Annotated in this window: 10 protein-coding genes and 4 pseudogenes; 6 read left to right on the forward strand and 8 right to left on the reverse strand. The window is 59.7% G+C overall.

What is annotated here, in order from left to right; translation table 11 throughout:
* Positions 1 to 215: 215 nt before the first annotated feature.
* Positions 216 to 4,169 carry a trifunctional transcriptional regulator/proline dehydrogenase/L-glutamate gamma-semialdehyde dehydrogenase gene (gene putA, locus JZ00_RS19010; protein ID WP_039592477.1) on the forward strand — a complete coding sequence of 1,318 codons (3,954 nt, stop codon included), beginning with the start codon at positions 216 to 218 and terminating at the stop codon, positions 4,167 to 4,169.
* Between the two features lie 182 nt (positions 4,170 to 4,351).
* Positions 4,352 to 6,154, forward strand: coding sequence for an acyl-CoA dehydrogenase (locus JZ00_RS19015; RefSeq protein ID WP_039592476.1), 1,803 nt, complete (start codon positions 4,352 to 4,354; stop codon positions 6,152 to 6,154).
* A gap of 18 nt (positions 6,155 to 6,172) precedes the next feature.
* Here the strand turns inward: JZ00_RS19015 and JZ00_RS19020 are convergent, their stop codons facing one another.
* Together JZ00_RS19020 and JZ00_RS19025 are read right to left on the reverse strand one after the other, a co-directional pair.
* Positions 6,173 to 6,475, reverse strand: a complete 303-nt coding sequence (locus JZ00_RS19020; protein ID WP_039592475.1) for a cell division protein ZapA — start codon at positions 6,473 to 6,475, stop codon at positions 6,173 to 6,175.
* Positions 6,472 to 6,702 carry a hypothetical protein gene (locus JZ00_RS19025; RefSeq protein ID WP_039592474.1) on the reverse strand — a complete coding sequence of 77 codons (231 nt, stop codon included), beginning with the start codon at positions 6,700 to 6,702 and terminating at the stop codon, positions 6,472 to 6,474. The genes JZ00_RS19020 and JZ00_RS19025 overlap by 4 nt, the downstream gene beginning before the upstream one ends.
* Positions 6,703 to 7,023: 321 nt before the next feature.
* Between JZ00_RS19025 and JZ00_RS32020 the strand changes: the two are divergent.
* Together JZ00_RS32020 and JZ00_RS32025 are read left to right on the forward strand one after the other, a co-directional pair.
* Positions 7,024 to 7,680, forward strand: a pseudogene (locus JZ00_RS32020) (MCP four helix bundle domain-containing protein); the annotation flags it as partial.
* A gap of 303 nt (positions 7,681 to 7,983) precedes the next feature.
* Positions 7,984 to 8,583, forward strand: a pseudogene (locus tag JZ00_RS32025) (methyl-accepting chemotaxis protein); the annotation flags it as partial.
* A gap of 68 nt (positions 8,584 to 8,651) precedes the next feature.
* Here the strand turns inward: JZ00_RS32025 and JZ00_RS19035 are convergent.
* The 6 genes and pseudogenes from JZ00_RS19035 to JZ00_RS19055 form a co-directional block, all read right to left on the reverse strand.
* Positions 8,652 to 8,855, reverse strand: a pseudogene (locus JZ00_RS19035) (DUF6124 family protein); the annotation flags it as partial.
* A 371-nt stretch (positions 8,856 to 9,226) separates the two neighbouring features.
* Complete coding sequence (locus JZ00_RS19040) at positions 9,227 to 9,670, reverse strand: hypothetical protein (protein ID WP_039592472.1); 444 nt, start codon at positions 9,668 to 9,670, stop codon at positions 9,227 to 9,229.
* A 100-nt stretch (positions 9,671 to 9,770) separates the two neighbouring features.
* Positions 9,771 to 10,400 carry a hypothetical protein gene (locus tag JZ00_RS30940; RefSeq protein WP_152668453.1) on the reverse strand — a complete coding sequence of 210 codons (630 nt, stop codon included), beginning with the start codon at positions 10,398 to 10,400 and terminating at the stop codon, positions 9,771 to 9,773.
* A complete protein-coding gene (locus JZ00_RS30315; RefSeq protein WP_200900492.1) occupies positions 10,390 to 10,635 on the reverse strand; it encodes an HNH/endonuclease VII fold putative polymorphic toxin in 246 nt (81 codons plus the stop codon). The genes JZ00_RS30940 and JZ00_RS30315 overlap by 11 nt, the downstream gene beginning before the upstream one ends.
* Position 10,636: 1 nt before the next feature.
* Positions 10,637 to 11,122, reverse strand: a complete 486-nt coding sequence (locus JZ00_RS30320) for a hypothetical protein (RefSeq protein WP_082112112.1) — start codon at positions 11,120 to 11,122, stop codon at positions 10,637 to 10,639.
* A 183-nt stretch (positions 11,123 to 11,305) separates the two neighbouring features.
* Positions 11,306 to 12,859, reverse strand: a pseudogene (locus JZ00_RS19055) (ShlB/FhaC/HecB family hemolysin secretion/activation protein); the annotation flags it as partial.
* 308 nt (positions 12,860 to 13,167) lie between these two features.
* Between JZ00_RS19055 and JZ00_RS19060 the strand changes: the two are divergent.
* Complete coding sequence (locus tag JZ00_RS19060) at positions 13,168 to 14,910, forward strand: potassium/proton antiporter (protein ID WP_039592579.1); 1,743 nt, start codon at positions 13,168 to 13,170, stop codon at positions 14,908 to 14,910.
* A 34-nt stretch (positions 14,911 to 14,944) separates the two neighbouring features.
* Entirely contained in the window at positions 14,945 to 18,304 is a 3,360-nt protein-coding gene (gene mscK / locus JZ00_RS19065; protein ID WP_039592470.1) for a mechanosensitive channel MscK, read from the forward strand.
* Positions 18,305 to 18,324: the final 20 nt, after the last annotated feature.

Genomic DNA, 18,324 nt, shown 5'->3' on the forward strand with positions numbered 1-18,324 from the left:
CCATTATTGCCCGTTATTGGTGCACAAATGGAAGCGATGGTGACATTTCTTGCACCAAACGAGTGCCAGAATGAAACATGTCGAGGAACATCCGGATGAGCTGTTCAATATTTCGGCAAAAAACCGGTTGCACCCGGTTGCACCTCCAACAGCTCACAGCTAATCTTGCCGCCAGCTGATGCCACGCGGTACGTGGCAAACATGAGGATAAAAATATGGCTACCACCACCCTTGGGGTCAAACTCGACGACCCGACCCGCGAACGCCTCAAGGCGGCCGCAACCTCAATTGATCGCACGCCTCACTGGCTGATCAAGCAGGCAATTTTCAATTACCTGGAAAAACTCGAGGGTGGTGCAACCCTGACCGAGCTGAACGGTTCCCCTCGTGCCGACAGCGACGATGCTGGCGATGTCCAGGTCGATCACGCTCACCAATGCTTCCTCGAATTTGCCGAAAGCATCCTGCCGCAATCGGTGCTGCGCGCCTCCATCACTGCCGCTTACCGTCGCCCTGAGCCGGAAGTGGTGCCGATGCTGATCGAGCAGGCCCGCCTGCCGGCCGAAATGGCCGAAGCCACCAACAAGCTGGCGGCCTCCATCGCTGAAAAACTGCGTAACCAGAAAAGTGCCGGCGGCCGTGCCGGTATCGTTCAAGGCCTGCTGCAGGAATTTTCCCTGTCGTCCCAGGAAGGCGTGGCGCTGATGTGCCTGGCCGAGGCGCTGTTGCGCATCCCGGACAAAGGCACCCGCGATGCGCTTATCCGCGACAAGATCAGTACCGGCAACTGGCAGCCGCACCTGGGCAACAGCCCGTCGCTGTTCGTCAACGCCGCCACCTGGGGCCTGCTGCTGACCGGCAAACTGGTCGCCACCCATAATGAAGCGGGCCTGACCTCCTCCCTGAGCCGCATCATCGGCAAGAGCGGCGAGCCGATGATCCGCAAGGGCGTCGACATGGCCATGCGCCTGATGGGCGAGCAGTTCGTCACCGGCGAAACCATCGCCGAAGCCTTGGCCAACGCCAGCAAGTTCGAATCCAAGGGTTTCCGTTATTCCTACGACATGCTGGGTGAAGCCGCACTCACCGAGCATGACGCCCAGAAGTACCTGGCCTCGTACGAACAAGCCATCCACTCGATCGGCAAAGCGTCCCATGGTCGTGGGATTTATGAAGGCCCGGGTATTTCCATCAAGCTCTCGGCCCTGCACCCGCGCTACAGCCGCGCCCAGTATGAGCGCGTGATGGACGAGCTGTACCCGCGCCTGCTGTCGCTGACCCTGTTGGCCAAGCAATATGACATCGGCCTGAACATCGACGCCGAAGAGGCCGACCGCCTCGAACTGTCCCTGGACCTGCTCGAGCGCCTGTGCTTTGAGCCGCAGCTGACCGGCTGGAACGGCATCGGCTTCGTGATCCAGGCCTACCAGAAGCGTTGCCCGTACGTGATCGACTATGTCATCGACCTGGCCCGCCGCAGCCGTCACCGCCTGATGATCCGCCTGGTAAAAGGCGCGTACTGGGACAGCGAGATCAAGCGCGCCCAGGTCGAAGGGCTGGAAGGCTACCCGGTCTATACCCGCAAGGTGTACACCGACGTGTCCTACATCGCTTGCGCCCGCAAGTTGCTGTCGGTGCCGGAAGTCATCTACCCGCAGTTCGCCACGCACAACGCCCATACCCTGTCGGCCATTTACCACATCGCCGGTCAGAACTATTACCCGGGCCAGTACGAGTTCCAGTGCCTGCACGGCATGGGTGAACCGTTGTACGAGCAAGTTGTAGGTAAAGTCTCCGAAGGCAAGCTGAACCGTCCGTGCCGCGTGTACGCTCCGGTCGGCACCCATGAAACACTGCTGGCCTACCTGGTGCGTCGCCTGCTGGAAAACGGTGCCAACACCTCGTTCGTCAACCGCATCGCCGACCAGTCGATTTCCATCCAGGAATTGGTGGCCGATCCGGTAGCAAGCATCGAGCAGATGGCAACCCTGGAAGGCGGTTTCGGCCTGCCGCATCCACGCATCCCATTGCCACGCGACCTGTACGGCAGCGAACGCGCCAACTCCAGCGGCATCGACCTGGCCAACGAACATCGCCTGGCCTCGTTGTCCTGCGCCCTGCTGGCCACCGCCCATAACAACTGGAAAGCCGCGCCGATGCTCGGTTGCGCCACCAGTGAACAAACCCCGGCACCGGTACTGAACCCGGCCGACCACCGCGACGTGGTCGGTCATGTCCAGGAAGCCACGGTCGAAGACGTCGACAACGCCATTCAGTGCGCGCTGAACGCCGCACCGATCTGGCAGGCCACGCCACCGGCCGAACGTGCCGCGATCCTCGAACGTGCCGCCGACCTGATGGAAGGCGAGATCCAGCCGTTGATGGGCCTGCTGGCCCGCGAAGCCGGCAAGACCTTCGCCAACGCCATTGCCGAAGTGCGCGAAGCCGTGGACTTCCTGCGCTACTACGCGGTGCAGGCCCGCAACGATTTCACCAACGATGCCCACCGCCCGCTGGGACCGGTGGTCTGCATCAGCCCGTGGAACTTCCCGCTGGCCATCTTCAGCGGCCAGGTCGCCGCCGCACTGGCCGCCGGCAACCCGGTCCTGGCCAAGCCCGCCGAGCAGACGCCACTGGTGGCTGCCCAGGCCGTGCGCCTGATGCTCGAAGCCGGTATTCCGGAAGGCGTCCTGCAACTGCTGCCGGGCCGTGGCGAAACCGTTGGTGCCCGCCTGGTGGGTGACGATCGCGTCAAAGGCGTGATGTTCACCGGCTCCACCGAAGTCGCCCGCTTGCTGCAACGCAATATCGCCGGACGCCTGGACAACCAGGGCCGTCCAATCCCGCTGATCGCCGAAACCGGTGGCCAGAACGCGATGATCGTCGACTCCTCGGCCCTGACCGAGCAAGTGGTCATCGATGTCGTATCCTCGGCCTTCGACAGCGCCGGCCAGCGCTGCTCGGCCCTGCGCGTGCTTTGCTTGCAGGAAGATTCCGCCGACCGCGTCATCGAAATGCTCAAGGGCGCCATGGCCGAATCGCGCCTCGGCAACCCGGAGCGCCTGTCGGTGGACATCGGCCCGGTGATCGACGCCGAGGCCAAGGCCGGCATCGAGAAGCATATCCAGGCCATGCGCGACAAAGGTCGCACCGTGTACCAGATGGCGATTGCCGATAGCGACGAATGCAAACGCGGCACCTTCGTGATGCCGACGCTGATCGAACTGGAAAGCTTCGACGAACTGCAGCGCGAGATCTTTGGCCCGGTGCTGCACGTGGTTCGCTACAAGCGCAAGGAACTGGACCAGTTGATCAACCAGATCAACGCCTCCGGCTACGGCCTGACCCTGGGCGTACACACCCGCATCGACGAGACCATCGCCAAGGTCATCGACAACGTTCATGCCGGCAACGTCTACGTGAACCGCAACATTGTCGGCGCGGTGGTCGGTGTCCAGCCATTCGGTGGCGAAGGCTTGTCGGGCACCGGTCCGAAGGCGGGTGGTCCGCTGTACCTGTACCGCCTGCTGTCGACCCGTCCTACCGATGCGATCCAGCAGTCCTTCGTGCGTGGCGATGCCCTGGCCGCGCCGGACCTGCGCTTGCGCGACGCCATGAGCAAGCCGCTGACCGCCCTGCAAACCTGGGCCGACAGCCAGAAGCTCGCCGAACTGAGCGCCCTGTGCGTGCAATTTGCCGCCCAGTCGCAAAGCGGCATTACCCGCCAGCTCACCGGCCCGACCGGCGAACGCAACAGCTACGCCATCCTGCCCCGCGAGCATGTGCTGTGCCTGGCGGACGTGGAAGGTGACCTGCTGACGCAACTGGCGGCCGTCCTGGCCGTGGGCGGCTCCGCCGTGTGGCCGGAATCCGACACCAGCAAGGCCGTGTTCGCACGCTTGCCGAAGGACATTCAGGCACGCATCCAGCGGGTTGCCGACTGGACCAAGGATGATGTGGTATTCGACGCGGTCCTGCATCACGGCGACTCGGACCAACTGCGCGGCGTTTGCCAGCAAGTGGCCAAGCGCGCCGGGGCAATCGTCGGCGTGCATGGCTTGTCCCAAGGCGAGACCAACATCGCGTTGGAGCGCCTGGTGATCGAACGGGCACTGAGCGTCAACACCGCCGCTGCGGGCGGTAACGCCAGCCTGATGACCATCGGCTAAACCGTTATACGCCAGGCACCCGCAATGGGTGCCCGGCAATAGACAGCCTTGTGGGAGCGGGCTCGCTCCCATATTGTTTTGATTAGCGTCGCCCCCTCTGCTCCATCACCCAAATCAATCATCCTGTTCAGGCACCACTCCCAGACCTAGACTCGGCCCATTCCAAGAAAAGGTAGGCCGCCATGTCCGAGACGTTGCTCAGTTCCCGCAATCTGGCTTTCGAGCTGTATGAAGTCCTCGATGCCGAGGGCCTGACCCAGCGCGAACGGTTTGCCGAGCACAATCGCGAAACCTTCGACGCCGCCATCGGTACGGCCCGCAGCATCGCCGAAAAGTATTTCGCGCCCCACAACCGCAAGAACGACGAAAACGAACCGCGCTATGAAAATGGTCAGGCGATACTGATCCCGGAGGTGAAGCCGGCAGTGGATGCATTCCTGGAGGCAGGTTTTCTCAATGCCGCTCGCAGCTTCGAGGCGGGCGGCATGCAACTGCCGACATTGTTGTCCCAGGCTTGCTTCGCACATTTCCAGTCAGCAAACGCGGCTTCGACTTCCTACCCATTCCTGACCATGGGCGCGGCCAACCTGATCGAGAGCTTCGGCAGCGATGATCAGAAGCAACGCTTCCTGCAACCGATGATCGACGGCCGTTTTTTCGGCACCATGGCCCTGACCGAACCTCACGCGGGTTCATCGCTGTCGGATATTCGTACACGTGCAGAGCCAGCGTCCGACGGTACTTATCGGCTCAAGGGCAACAAGATTTTTATTTCCGGCGGCGACCATCCGTTGTCGGAAAACATCGTCCATATGGTCTTGGCGAAATTGCCGGACGCGCCACCCGGCGTGAAGGGCATCTCGCTGTTTATCGTGCCCAAATTCCTGGTCAACGACGACGGCAGCCTGGGCAAGCGCAACGATGTGCTGTTGGCCGGTTTGTTTCACAAAATGGGCTGGCGCGGCACCACGTCCACGGCGCTGAACTTCGGCGACAACGGCGAATGTGTCGGTTACCTCGTAGGAAAACCGCACCAAGGCCTGAGCTACATGTTCCAGATGATGAACGAGGCGCGCATCGGCGTCGGCATGGGCGCGGTGATGCTGGGTTACGCCGGTTACCTGTATTCCCTGGAATACGCTCGCGAACGCCCGCAAGGCCGCGTGCCTGACAGCAAGGATCCGACCACCGCCCCCGTGGCGATCATCCAGCACGCCGACGTGCGGCGCATGCTGCTGACGCAAAAGGCCTACGTCGAAGGTTCTTTCGACCTGGGCCTGTACGCGGCGCGGCTGTTCGATGACACCACCACGCTGGAGAGCGAAGCCGAGCGTCGACGCGCCCATGAACTGCTGGACCTACTGACCCCCATCGTTAAGTCGTGGCCTTCGGAGTTCTGCCTGAAGGCCAACGAGCTGGCGATCCAGATCCTCGGCGGTCACGGCTACACCCGCGAATACCCAGTGGAGCAGTATTACCGCGACAACCGCCTGAACCCGATCCATGAGGGCACCCATGGCATCCAGTCCCTGGACTTGCTGGGACGCAAACTGGCACAGAACGGCGGTGCCGGGCTCAAGCAATTGATTCGCCTGGTGGCCGACACCACCGAGCGCGCACAAGCGTACGAATCGCTGACGCCCTTGCGCCAGCCATTGGAAGCCCTGGTGGCGCGCCTGCAAACCGTCACCCTCGGCCTGCTGACCGACCTGGCACAAGGCAAGGTCAACAGCAGCCTCGCCAACTCGGCACTGTACCTGAAGGTGTTTGGACACATGGTGATCGGCTGGCGCTGGCTGGAACAGGCGATTCGTGCCGAGGAAGGACTCGCCAAGGGGAACGCGGCGGATGTCGATTTCTATCGAGGCAAACTGCAAGCGGCGCGCTACTTCCTGACGTGGGAAGTGCCGGGGTGCGAGCATGAACTGTCGCTGCTCGAGGCGCGGGATGATACGTGCCTCGAGATGCGGGATGAGTGGTTCTGAGCTAGCCCGCGGGGGGCTTCAAGCCTGCTGAATCGTCTTGGAGATCACCTCGACCGTGGCGCTGACCTGCTCTTGGTAACGGTCGAGTTCCGCCCGATGCTGTTTTTCCATTTCGATCTGCTGAGAGCACAGATTCATGGCCGCCAGCACCAACAGGCGGTCACCAATCAGCGTCGGGTACTTGCGCTTGGTATCGGCCAGGGCCGCCTTGAGCATCGAAGCGGCGTCCAGCAACGCTTGCTCCTGCCCGGCCGGCGCTTTTATCGAATAGTCCTCGCCAAGGATCGAGACGACTGTCACTCCATCGGCACGATGATTCATGCGCTGGCCGTTGCGGTGCTGGCGCGCTCGATCAGGGCTTGGATCCGAGCGGTGGTGGTGCCGTGCAGTTCTTCCTGTTCCATAAGGTTCAGTTGCAGGCTTTCGTTTTCATCCTTGGCCTTGGCCAGTTCGGCGCTCAGGGTTTCATTCAGGCCGGTGAGGTGGCGGTTCTGTTGCACCAGGTCGTTGACCAGTTGCTCCAGCTGACTGAGGGATGTTTCCAACATATTGATTTCCAGGCTTTTCCAAGGGGCGCGTACGATAAAGAAAAGTCACCGCGGATGCCACGTTTCAGGGGCCACGGTGCTTCGCTCGCGAGCTGTAGAGACTGCGGTCCCGGGATCTGGTTCCTACCCTTCGTCGCAAGATCGACGTCAGGTGCGGCAAATACCCGCGGCGGGCTCAAGACTTCAGTCACAAGACCGATAAGTCAGTGAAACCAGTCATAGCCCGCACGGACGCGCTTCTTCACGGTAACTTTTATGTCCCTACGTAATATGAACATCGCGCCGCGGGCGTTCCTGGGGTTTGCCCTGATCGGCGCCCTGATGCTGGCCCTGGGCGTTTTTGCCTTGACCCAGATGAGCAAGATTCGTGTGGCTGGCGACAACATCGCCCAGAACAGCGTGCCCAGTATCAAGGCATTGAACGAGTTCACCCAGCTCACCTTGCGTCTGCGCGTGTTGTCCTATCGCCTGCTGACCAACCGCGAAGCGGATACCCAGCAAAAAACCCTGGACCTGTTCGAGCAGCGCAACCAGCAGGTCCGCGCCGCACAGGCTACCTATGAAAAACTCATCAGCGCCCCGGAGGAACGGGCCGCGTATGAGCAGTATGTGCAGTTACTCAATCAGTACCGCCAGCTCGAAGAGCGGATGAAAACCCTGTCGCGCAACAATCAGGTCACTGAATTGCAGGCACTGCTCAACACCGAACTGATGAGTAATTCCGACGCCATCAACGCAGTGCTGGTGCGTTTGACAGACATCAACAACCAGCAAGCGGAAGCCTTCAATAAAAACGCGGCGCAACAATATTCCACCGCCTTCAATTGGGTCGTCACCCTGCTGGTCATCGCCACCGGCCTGACCGTGCTGTTCGCCTGGCTGCTGACCAACAGCATCACCAAGCCGATCGCCAACGCATTGGATGCCGCCGAGGAAATCGCCAAGGGCAACCTCACCCGGCCGATTACCGTCGATGGCAGCGACGAAGCCGGCCGCTTGCTGCGGGCGATGTCGACCATGCAGGAAAAACTGCGCGACACCCTGCAACGGATCTCCGGCTCGGCCACGCAACTGGCCTCCGCCGCCGAAGAGCTCAACAGCGTCACCGACGAAAGCGCCCGTGGCCTGACCCAGCAGAACAACGAAATCGAACAGGCCGCCACGGCGGTCAACGAGATGACCAGCGCCGTGGAAGAAGTTGCGCGCAACGCCGTCAGCACCTCCGAAGCCTCGAAGAACGCCACCACGTCGGCGGGCGACGGCCGCGATCTGGTGCAGGAAACCGTCGGTGCCATCGAGCGCATGAGCGCTGACGTACAAAGCACCGCCACGCTGATCGGCAACCTGGCCGATGAGTCCCGCGACATCGGCAAGGTGCTCGATGTGATCCGTGGCCTGGCGGACCAGACCAACCTGCTGGCGCTGAACGCTGCCATCGAAGCCGCCCGCGCCGGTGAAGCCGGTCGTGGTTTCGCCGTGGTCGCCGACGAAGTCCGCGCCCTGGCCCATCGCACCCAGCAGTCGACCAGCGAAATCGAACGCATGATCGGCAGCATCCAGAGCGGCACCGAACAGGCCGTGGACTCGATGCGCAACAGCACCGAACGCGCCGAATCGACCCTGAACATCGCCCGCGGTGCCGGCATGTCCCTGGACACGATCAACAGCGCCATCGTCGAGATCAACGAACGCAACCTGGTGATCGCCAGCGCCGCCGAAGAACAGGCCCAAGTGGCCCGTGAAGTGGACCGCAACCTGGTGAACATCCGCGACCTGTCGGTGCAATCGGCCACCGGCGCCAACCAGACCAGCGCCGCGAGTGCAGAACTGTCGCGCTTGGCCGTGGATTTGAACAGCATGGTTGGGCGGTTCAGCCTCTGACTTCGAAAGCCACCGGCTTCACCGTTGGGTTTGATCGATCCACATCGATCAAACCCAATCTCGCGCCTCTACCTTGGATCGACGGCATCCAACGCCCGGTTTGCCAATAGCTCCCCAAGCTCGATCAACTGTTGCAGCCCCAACGCAACATGTCGTCGCGAGCCTTTCAGGTCGAACGCCAGGTCACTGGCCATCGCATTGGCCGAGGCCAGGGTTTCGCTGAGGTTGGCCAGCAGGCTTTCGGCATCGACGCCCTCCACGACGGTGAACAGCTAAGTGGGAGCCGCCACTTTCGCTGCTAAACGAATAGGTGGCAGCCGTGCGCAGGTTAGCAGACCGGTACGTTAGGAAACCGGCGCACCCGAGGATGCCCTGCGCACAGCCGCCATAAGAATTCGAGCGATAAAAATCGCTCGCACTGAATGGCAGTTGCCATGCGCCTAACGTGACTCCGAGCTGCTAAACCCGACCGCTGATGGGCAGCGGTGGACGAAGACTAGGCACCGAAATCGGCAGGCGCAAGAGGCTGGAATTTTCTAGGAAATGTCCTGCAAGTCAATGGGGAATATTCTTTCCGCCGGTTCCTACGGCGAGCCTGTCTAGACATTTTCCGACACGAACCCTGCCTGCAAAACCACCATGACTATTGAAGCGGCTGCTCGACTGGTTCAGAAGGCGCAACTGTAGCAGCCGGGTCCATAACCTTTGCAGAACGCCCTGTCTCGAGATCACGGACCTCGTAATACCACCACTTCATCGAAGACCTGCCATAAAGACCGTAGGTACGACCACCGACCAGATCGACCGTCATCTCCACAGGCCAACTGTATTCAGTTCCAATGGCGTGCTTGACGGAAAGCTTGTGCCGTCCTGCTCCGAGTCGATATTCAGTTTGACGGGCTAGCCAATATAACGACGTATCGTCATCGATCTTGGATATCGACAGACTTTTGTCGAACTGCCGAATCGTCGCGACCTCGTCCCAAGGTTTTCCTTCGGCGCTTTTATGCTCGTAGTGAATGCAACCGGTCAAGGTGAAGCAAATCAAACCCATTGCAATAAAGCGTGAAACAACATCATGTCTCATCAATGGCCCTCCAAGGCACTTTATTTCGATCTAGCGAAAAAAATCCATACATTAGCTGCCTTCACAAAACCCACAGCAAAAATCTTTAAAACACCTAAAATCAACGCAACAAATTCTCCATCACATCTGGCAGCCCGACAAATAAAAGCCCCCGCTCACCATCATCAAACTCACCGACCTTCTTGAAAATCAGACCATTTTGCTTAGATATAACATCTAAAAAATCCAAATCACATTTTAACTCTCCCAGCCATCCTTGGTTAAGCAGAGACATAACATTAAAACTCTTAGGAAGCGCTACTACATAAGAACAACGCTCCTTTTCAAGTACATCGGCGACAGTATTTAATGACGGTTTCGAAAAACGTAACCCACCAAAAAATCTTAATTTACCTTCAGCCTCGATAGCATGCTCTTGCCAATCGCTGTCTCCCGCAATCGTAAGCCCCCTAGCTTTCAAAGCTCCCGATAATTTTAGATGACGAACTATTCGCGTATCAGGCTGCCATGCAGAACTACCTAATAGAATCCATAAATCATGTTCGGGATACTTATTTTCGATTAGCTCATGTAAAAAATTCAAAATCACAGATACTGAATAGCTCGATGACCCCACAACGGAAAATTTTGCGACGGACAGCGTTTTATCCGCTCCCGCATCGTCAACATTGAAAACTTCGTTAGGCACAAATAAATCAGACGCACTTACAACCTCAACATCAGTAGTCATAATGATTTCCGTCTTCGTCGTTAAAGTGGGATCCGCGATCTTGTGGGTTTCCTACGCCAAAATCATGACCTCCAGTATCATCTCGGATTCTCACTGTTTTATTACCACCGCCCGGAGAAGGAACTTCAAACTCGTAAATTGTTCCGAAAGAAAAGGGGACAGATTTATTTAGCACTAAGCATGAACATCCCTCCCCGTGCGTCAAAATAAATCCGTCCCCTTTTTCCTCTTCCAAACTATTCACCTTTATGTAATCGCTCATAAATATCATTTTTAGAAGGCAGACAACTAAAGACACCAGAACTAAGCTCTTGGAAAATTCCGCACCACTTGTAGATTTTTGAGAAACCACAAAAAGCAGAAATCAGACGTAACAACAATAGATTATCAAACGCACTCCAACCTTCATCCAACTCGAAGATCACAAGAATTTGGTGCTCAACATCAACAGACAAAGGACAACCCTCATTTTGCAGATACTCTACAAGCGCCGCTTCTTTCAATATTTCAACTCTTATCCAGACATCACTATCCTGCTGACCACTCCATTTGGAGTTTATTTCCCACTTATTTATTTTCAAATCAATAAAACTGCATTCATTGAGGCGTTCTTGGTCTTGGACATAAGAGACAGGAACATCCCCCCAGGCCTGAGCAATTAGTAACTCTCGTTCAGGTAAGCTAGTTTCTCGCCTCAGAACAGCTGCGTATTTACTTCCCATCGCATATTCCCCGTTTCCTGCAAGCGTTTCAGACCTTTCTCTGCATTTCTCACCAGTTGATCCCTCGTTGATTGGGTAACCGCTTGAACAAAAAAAAGGGACAAAAAAAGGGGACAGATTTATTTAACCAACAGAGCGATGGCTTTCACCTTTCCCTTAAATAAATCTGTCCCCTTTCCCTAGGTCGCCGTTGTAGCGATCGCCCCGAATGACGCCCTGGTCGTAACCGAGGCTGGTGCCGTACTCGGCGAACACCGGACGCAGCCACTCCAGCGTCACCGGACGGCTCCAGCGCAGGTCGTTGCGCCAGTAGCCGCCGCTGTCGCCGGACAGCGTCTGGTCCTTGTAGCCGCGGACCGAAGACAACCCACCCAGGCTCATGCGTTGCGGGCTGAACAACGCGTCTTCGCTGCGCTGGCCGGTCATCAGGCTGCTGAAGCTGAAGGATTCGCCGCCCAACTCGAAGGACTGCAGGTAGCTGAGGGTGGCGGTGTATTTGCGGTATCGCGCATCCGGCACGCCAGGGCCAGGGTCGCGGTCGCCCTGGGCGTCGAGGGCGCCGATACCGTTTTGCAGGCCCAGGTCGAGGTTGACGAACGCATTGCCGATCCGCCGCCCATGGTTGATGCCGAACTGCGTCTCGCTGATGCGATTGCTGCTCACATCGAGCTTGCTGTTTTCAATGAAGTTGTTGCTGCGCAGATACGAAAGGCCAGCGTTGAGGGACGTCTTGCTCACCGCGTCACGGTGGACCACCCGTTCCAGGCGCAACTGATGGTTCTGGCTGTCGCCGCTCTGCTTGAAGTTGAAGCCGTTGGCCTGGCCCAGCGCGCGATACTCGCTTTGGCTGTAGGTGTAGCTCAGGTTCCACCAGCCAAACGGCAGGTTGTAATAGAGCATGGCATTGCGGGAAATCTTCTGATGGTCGCTGATGGCATCGTGGCCACCGCGCAGGGCCAGTTGATCGGCAAGGCCCAAGGGACTGTCCCAATCCAGCGAGGCTCCCCATTGCTGCTCGCCCGTACTCTTTTGCCCATCGTTATGCCGTGACAGGCCGACGCGCCAAGGTTTTTGCGGGGTATTGTTGACCAGCACTTCACTGCCGCCAATCTTCTGCCCCGGCGTCAGCTCCATCCGGGCGCTGTTGGAGGGCAAACGGTTCAACTGATCAACCATTTGCTCGATGTCCCGCAAGTTGAGCAATTCGCCGGGCTTGCCGGGAAAACTCATGGCCAGTTCCCGCTCGGACAAGCCACTGCCCTCGACGCCCTTTAGTTCTTCAAGCCGTCCCTCGACCACCAGCACCTGCAGATGCCCACTGGACAAGTCCTGTTGCGGCAAATAGGCACGGCTCGTGACCAGGCCCTTTTCCAGGTACGCATCGGTAATGGTCTTGAGCAACTCGTTAAGCTGCGGCACGCCCAGGCATTGATTGATGTAGGGGGCAAGCAAGCGTTGGCGCTCACGCTCTGACAGGGCATCGGCGCCCTTGAGTTCGATGGTCTTGATCGGGAAGCAACGGTTATCGACAGGTGCGGTGGGCTGGGCAGGCTTCGCCTCCTTGCCCGGCAGGTCCTTGAGTTCTTCGAGGCGTCGGCGCTGCTCTTCGAGCAGGCGATTCTGGCGTTCACGGATCAGGTCCGTGTCGCCGGGGGTTGGCGCGGCATAAACAGGGGAAAGCGGAGAAAGGCACAGCAAAGTCAGGCACAACCTCGCCCAAAGGGCGGGTAAAGACATGTTCGATCCCTCGAGCAAAAAGCGGCATCCAAAATAGCGGGCGGATACTAGGGAGCGGCACTGCTGGAGTCAACACTGACTTGGTCCGCAAAAGAGGCTGGTTTGTCATCAAACGCTTCCCACATCCAGTAACGAAATAACTCGTCTAAAACACGATCGCCGGCGAAACGGGCTGGCACGCACAAAACTAAAAAGGGAGACGTCCAAAGCTTTTTTGACAGCATCACATTTCAACAGGTTAGAATCGCTGGCACGCAGACTGCATGGTCAGTTTGTGCCTGTCCCTCAAGATTCCCGGAGTACTGCCTTTGACTGCGACGACCATCAACAGCCTGTTCTTGATCGGCGCGTTGCTGGTGGGTGCGAGCATTCTGGTGAGTTCTCTTTCATCGCGACTGGGCATCCCGATCCTGGTGATCATCCTCGCGGTGGGCATGGTGGCCGGTGTCGACGGCGCTGGCATTCTTTTCGACAACTACGCCACGGCCTATCTGGTCGGCAACCTCGCCTTGGCGGTGATCCTGCTGGACGGCGGCTTGCGCACGCGGGTTTCGAGCTTTCGCGTGGCGTTGTGGCCGGCGCTGTCCCTGGCGACGGTGGGGGTGCTGATCACCACGGGACTGACCGGCATGGCGGCGGCCTGGCTGTTCAACCTGAACCTGATCCAAGGCCTGCTGATCGGCGCGATTGTCGGGTCCACCGACGCCGCGGCGGTGTTCTCGTTGCTCGGCGGCAAAGGCCTGAACGAGCGTGTCAGCGCTACCCTGGAGATCGAGTCCGGCAGCAACGACCCCATGGCGGTATTCCTCACCGTAACCCTGATCGGCATGCTCGCCAGCGGCGAGACCGGCTTGCACTGGAGCCTGCTCGGCCACTTGGTGCGCGAGTTCGGTATCGGCGGCGTGATCGGCCTGGGCGGCGGATGGCTGATGCTGCAACTGGTCAACCGTATCAACCTGGCCAACGGGCTCTACCCGATCCTGGTCATCAGCGGCGGCCTTGCGGTATTCGCCCTGACCAACGCCCTGCACGGCAGTGGCTTCCTGGCGGTGTACCTGTGCGGCCTGGTGATCGGCAACCGCCCGATACGCAGTCGTCACGGCATCCTCCATATGCTCGATGGCATGGCCTGGCTGGCGCAGATCGGCATGTTCCTCGTGCTGGGGTTGCTGGTCACGCCCCATGACCTGCTGCCGATAGCCTTGCCCGCCCTGGGCCTGGCCCTGTGGATGATCCTCTTCGCGCGCCCGCTGTCGGTCATGGTGGGCCTGTTGCCGTTCAAGGCCTTTCATGGCCGCGAGAAGGTATTCATTTCCTGGGTCGGTCTGCGGGGCGCGGTACCGATCATTCTTGCGGTGTTCCCGCTGATGGCCGGTTTGCCTCACGCGCAACTCTATTTCAACCTGGCATTCTTTATCGTGCTGGTGTCGTTGCTGGTGCAGGGCACGAGCCTGCCCTGGGTCGCCAAGTTGCTGCATGTGACCGTCCCGCCGGAGCCCTTGCCGATTTCCCGCGCTGCGCTGGAAGTGCATGTCACCAGTGAGTGGGAACTGTTCATTTATCGCCTCGGCGCGGAAAAATGGTGCATCGGCTCGCCCCTGCGGGACCTGAAAATGCCCGACGGCACGCGCATCGCAGCCCTGTTTCGTGGCCAACAACTGCTCCATCCGTCGGGTAGTACGGTGTTGGAAGTCAATGATTTACTGTGCGTTATCGGTCATGAACACGACTTGCCAGCCCTTGGAAAACTGTTCAGCCAGGCACCGCAACGGGGCCTGGATTTGCGCTTCTTCGGCGACTTCGTACTCGAAGGAGACGCCCAGCTGGCCGCGGTTGCTGCCCTGTACGGGTTGAAGCTGGACGGCATCGATCCGGACATGACCCTGGGTCGCTTCATCGCCCAGAAAGTCGGCGGTGCGCCGGTGGTCGGCGACCAGGTGGACTGGAACAACACCCTGTGGACCGTCGCCGTCATGGACGGGAACAAGATCGGCAAAGTGGGCGTCAGATTCCCCGAAGGAAGTCGCCCGGGTCCCGGCTTGTTCCTCTAAACTGCTCCCACTCTCACTTGCTTGACCGGTCTCTATGCCTACCCTGCGCTCCTTATTCGCCATCGCCCTGCTCGGCCTGAGTCTTTCCATCTGCACGGTCCAGGCCGCTGAGCCGCCCACCAGTGCCTCGGTCCAGGCCAGCCTGGACAAGATCGCCGACCGCAAACTCCCGGAAGCCGACCAGAAGGCCCTGCAGGCGGTTTTGCAGAACACCCTGACCCAGTTGAGCAACAAGGCCGACTACGAACAGAAGCTGCTCGCCCTCAAACAGCAACTGGCCAACGCGCCCAAGCTGAATATCGAGAACCAGCGCGAACTGGCGCGGCTCAAGGGCACCAATGTGGTGCCGGTGGCGCAACGCTATGCCAACCTGCCGATTCCCCAGCTCGAGCAAATGCTGACGGAACGCTCTACCCAGCAGTCCGACCTGCAAAAAGCCCTGGCCGACGCCAACAGCCTGGTCATCACCGCCCAGACCCGCCCCGAGCGCGCCCAGGCGGAAATCTCCACCAGCCAGACCCGAATCCAGCAGATCAACGCCATCCTCAAGGCCGGACGGGATGCGGGCAAAGCCCTGAGCGCCGAGCAGCGCGACCAGCTCAACGCAGAACTGGCGGCCCTCAACGCACTGATTCCGCTGCGCCGCCAGGAACTGGCCGGCAACAGCCAGTTGCAAGACCTGGGCAATAGCCAGCACGACCTGCTGTCGGAAAAAATCGACCGCATGGAGCGGGAAATCCAGGACCTGCAGAACCTGATCAACCAGAAGCGCCTGGCCCAATCCCAGGAAACGGTGACGCAGCAATCCATCGAAGCGCAAAAGGCCGGCGGCAGCAGTCTGCTGGCGACCGAAAGCGCCGCCAACCTGAAACTCTCCGATTACCTGCTCAAGAGCACTGACCGCCTCAACGAAGTCACCCAGCAGAACCTGCAGACCAAACAGCTGCTGGACAGCGTCACGCAGACCGACGCAGCGCTGGACGAGCAGATCAGCGTGCTCAAGGGCAGCCTGTTGTTGTCCAAGATTCTCTACAAGCAGCGCCAGACCTTGCCGCGACTGAAACTGGACCAGAACCTGGCCGACCAGATCGCCGACATTCGCCTCTATCAGTTCGAAGTCAGCCAGCAACGCGAGCTGCTGAACAACCCCGCGGCCTACGTAGACAACCTGCTGGCGTCCCAGCCCTCAGAGCAAGCCACGCCACAGCTGCGCAAGACCTTGCTTGAACTGGCGCTGACCCGGGTCGACCTGCTGGACCGCCTGAACCGAGAATTGAGTGCGGTGCTCAACGAGTCCATCACGTTGCAGCTCAACCAGAAGCAACTGCTCAGCACCGCACAGAGCCTGCGCGCAACCCTCGAAGAGCAGATGTTCTGGATTCCCAGCAACAAGCCGCTGGATTTCGAATGGATGCGCGGCGTGCCGGCCCGCCTGGAAAAACAAGTCGACTCGCTGCCCTGGGCTTCGAGCCTCAGCGAACTGGCCGACGGCCTGACCCAGCGACCGCTGCTGTTCCTGCCCCTGGTGCTGCTGATTGGCGTGCTGCTGTGGCGGCGCAAGAATCTGTATGCGCGCCTGAACAAAGTCCATCAGGATGTCGGGCACTTCAAGCGCGACAGCCAGTGGCACACCCCCCAGGCGATCCTGATCAACATCCTGCTGGCGATGCCGGTGGCCATTGCGCTGGCGCTGTGCGGCTACGCCTTGCAGATCGACGCCCGCGGCCAGAACACCAACCTCGGCGCGGCGTTGCTGCAGATCGGGCAGGCCTGGCTGGTGTTCTATACCGCCTATCGAATCCTCTCCCCGGGCGGTGTGGCCGAGCTGCATTTCCGCTGGGAAAAACCCCAGGTTGAATTCCTCCAGGGCTGGATCCGTCGACTCGGCCTGGTGGTCCTGGCCTTGGTGGCCGTGGTGGCGGTGGCGGAACTGCAGCCGTCGGCCCTGGCCGATGACGTCCTTGGCATGCCAGTGGTGCTGACCTGCTACGCCTCGATGGCTTGGTTGCTCAGCCGATTGCTGCTCAGCAGCCCGACGCACAAGAACACCTCGCTGTTCCGCAAGGCGCTCGGCGTGCTGTTCACCGCGCTGCCGATCGCGCTGTTCGTCGCCGTCTGCTTCGGCTACTACTACACCGCGCTGAAACTCAGCGACCGCCTGATCAACACGCTGTACCTGCTGATGTTCTGGCTGGTGATCGAGGCCACCTTCGTGCGCGGCCTGTCGGTCGCGGCGCGGCGCCTGGCCTACCAGCGTGCCCTGGCCAAGCGCCAGGCGGCCAAGGAGGCCGGCGACGGCGAAGCGGTGGTCGAAGAGCCGACCCTGGATATCGAGAAGGTCAACGAGCAATCCCTGCGCCTGATCCGCCTGGCCCTGTTGGGCGGTTTCATTGCCGCGCTGTACTGGGTCTGGTCAGACCTGATCAGTGTGTTCTCCTATCTGGATAACATCACCCTTTATGAATACACCAGCGGCACCGGCTCCGCCATGAGCATGGTGCCTATCAGCATCGGCGACATGCTCGGTGCGCTGATCATCATCGGCATCACCTTCGCCCTGGCGCGCAACCTGCCGGGCCTGCTGGAAGTCTTCGTGCTGTCGAAGCTGAACCTGGCCCAGGGCAGCGCGTACGCGACCACTACACTGCTGTCCTACGTGATCGCCGGCGTCGGCTTCGTTACGACGTTGTCCACCCTCGGCGTGAGCTGGGACAAGTTGCAATGGCTGGTGGCTGCGCTGTCGGTGGGCCTGGGCTTCGGCATGCAGGAGATCTTCGCCAACTTCATCTCCGGCATCATGATCCTGTTCGAGCGCCCGGTGCGCATCGGCGACACCATCACCATCGGCAACCTTTCAGGCACGGTGAGCAAGATCCGCATTCGTGCGACCACCATCACCGACTTCGACCGCAAGGACATCATCGTCCCGAACAAGACGTTCATCACCGGACAATTGATCAACTGGTCGCTGACCGACACCGTGACGCGGGTAACCCTCAAGGTAGGTATCGACTACGGGGCGGACCTTGACCTGGTCAGGGATCTGCTGCTCAAGGGAGCCCGGGAAAATCCACGGGTGCTGAAGGAGCCGGAACCATTGGTGTACTTCCTGAACTTCGGGGAAAGCACCCTGGACCATGAGCTGCGCATGCACGTGCGTGACCTGGGCGACCGCAACCCTGTACTGGACGAGATCAACCGGTTCATAAGTCGCGAATTCAAAAAGCACAACATCAGCATTGCGTTCCGGCAAGTGGAGGTCTCCTTGAAAAACCTTCAGGGCCTGGAATACAAACTGACGCCAGTATTGCCGCAAGACAAGACGGCGCCCGAGCCTCCCCGCGCGCCAGAGCCCAAGTCCTTGCCAGAGCCACCGGCAGCCACCCTCGACTGATCGCGCAATGCCCGAGGGCA

It is taken from the genome of Pseudomonas frederiksbergensis, assembly GCF_000802155.2.
Taxonomy (GTDB): domain Bacteria; phylum Pseudomonadota; class Gammaproteobacteria; order Pseudomonadales; family Pseudomonadaceae; genus Aquipseudomonas; species Aquipseudomonas frederiksbergensis_A.

What these genes read in the sequence shown, in the direction of transcription:
- putA (WP_039592477.1), top strand. Translation starts at nt 216, where the DNA reads ATGGCTACCACCACCCTTGGGGTCAAACTCGACGACCCGACCCGCGAA.
- JZ00_RS19015 (WP_039592476.1), top strand. Translation starts at nt 4,352, where the DNA reads ATGTCCGAGACGTTGCTCAGTTCCCGCAATCTGGCTTTCGAGCTGTAT.
- JZ00_RS19020 (WP_039592475.1), bottom strand. Translation starts at nt 6,475, where the DNA reads ATGAATCATCGTGCCGATGGAGTGACAGTCGTCTCGATCCTTGGCGAG.
- JZ00_RS19025 (WP_039592474.1), bottom strand. Translation starts at nt 6,702, where the DNA reads ATGTTGGAAACATCCCTCAGTCAGCTGGAGCAACTGGTCAACGACCTG.
- JZ00_RS19040 (WP_039592472.1), bottom strand. Translation starts at nt 9,670, where the DNA reads ATGAGACATGATGTTGTTTCACGCTTTATTGCAATGGGTTTGATTTGC.
- JZ00_RS30940 (WP_152668453.1), bottom strand. Translation starts at nt 10,400, where the DNA reads ATGACTACTGATGTTGAGGTTGTAAGTGCGTCTGATTTATTTGTGCCT.
- JZ00_RS30320 (WP_082112112.1), bottom strand. Translation starts at nt 11,122, where the DNA reads ATGGGAAGTAAATACGCAGCTGTTCTGAGGCGAGAAACTAGCTTACCT.
- mscK (WP_039592470.1), top strand. Translation starts at nt 14,945, where the DNA reads ATGCCTACCCTGCGCTCCTTATTCGCCATCGCCCTGCTCGGCCTGAGT.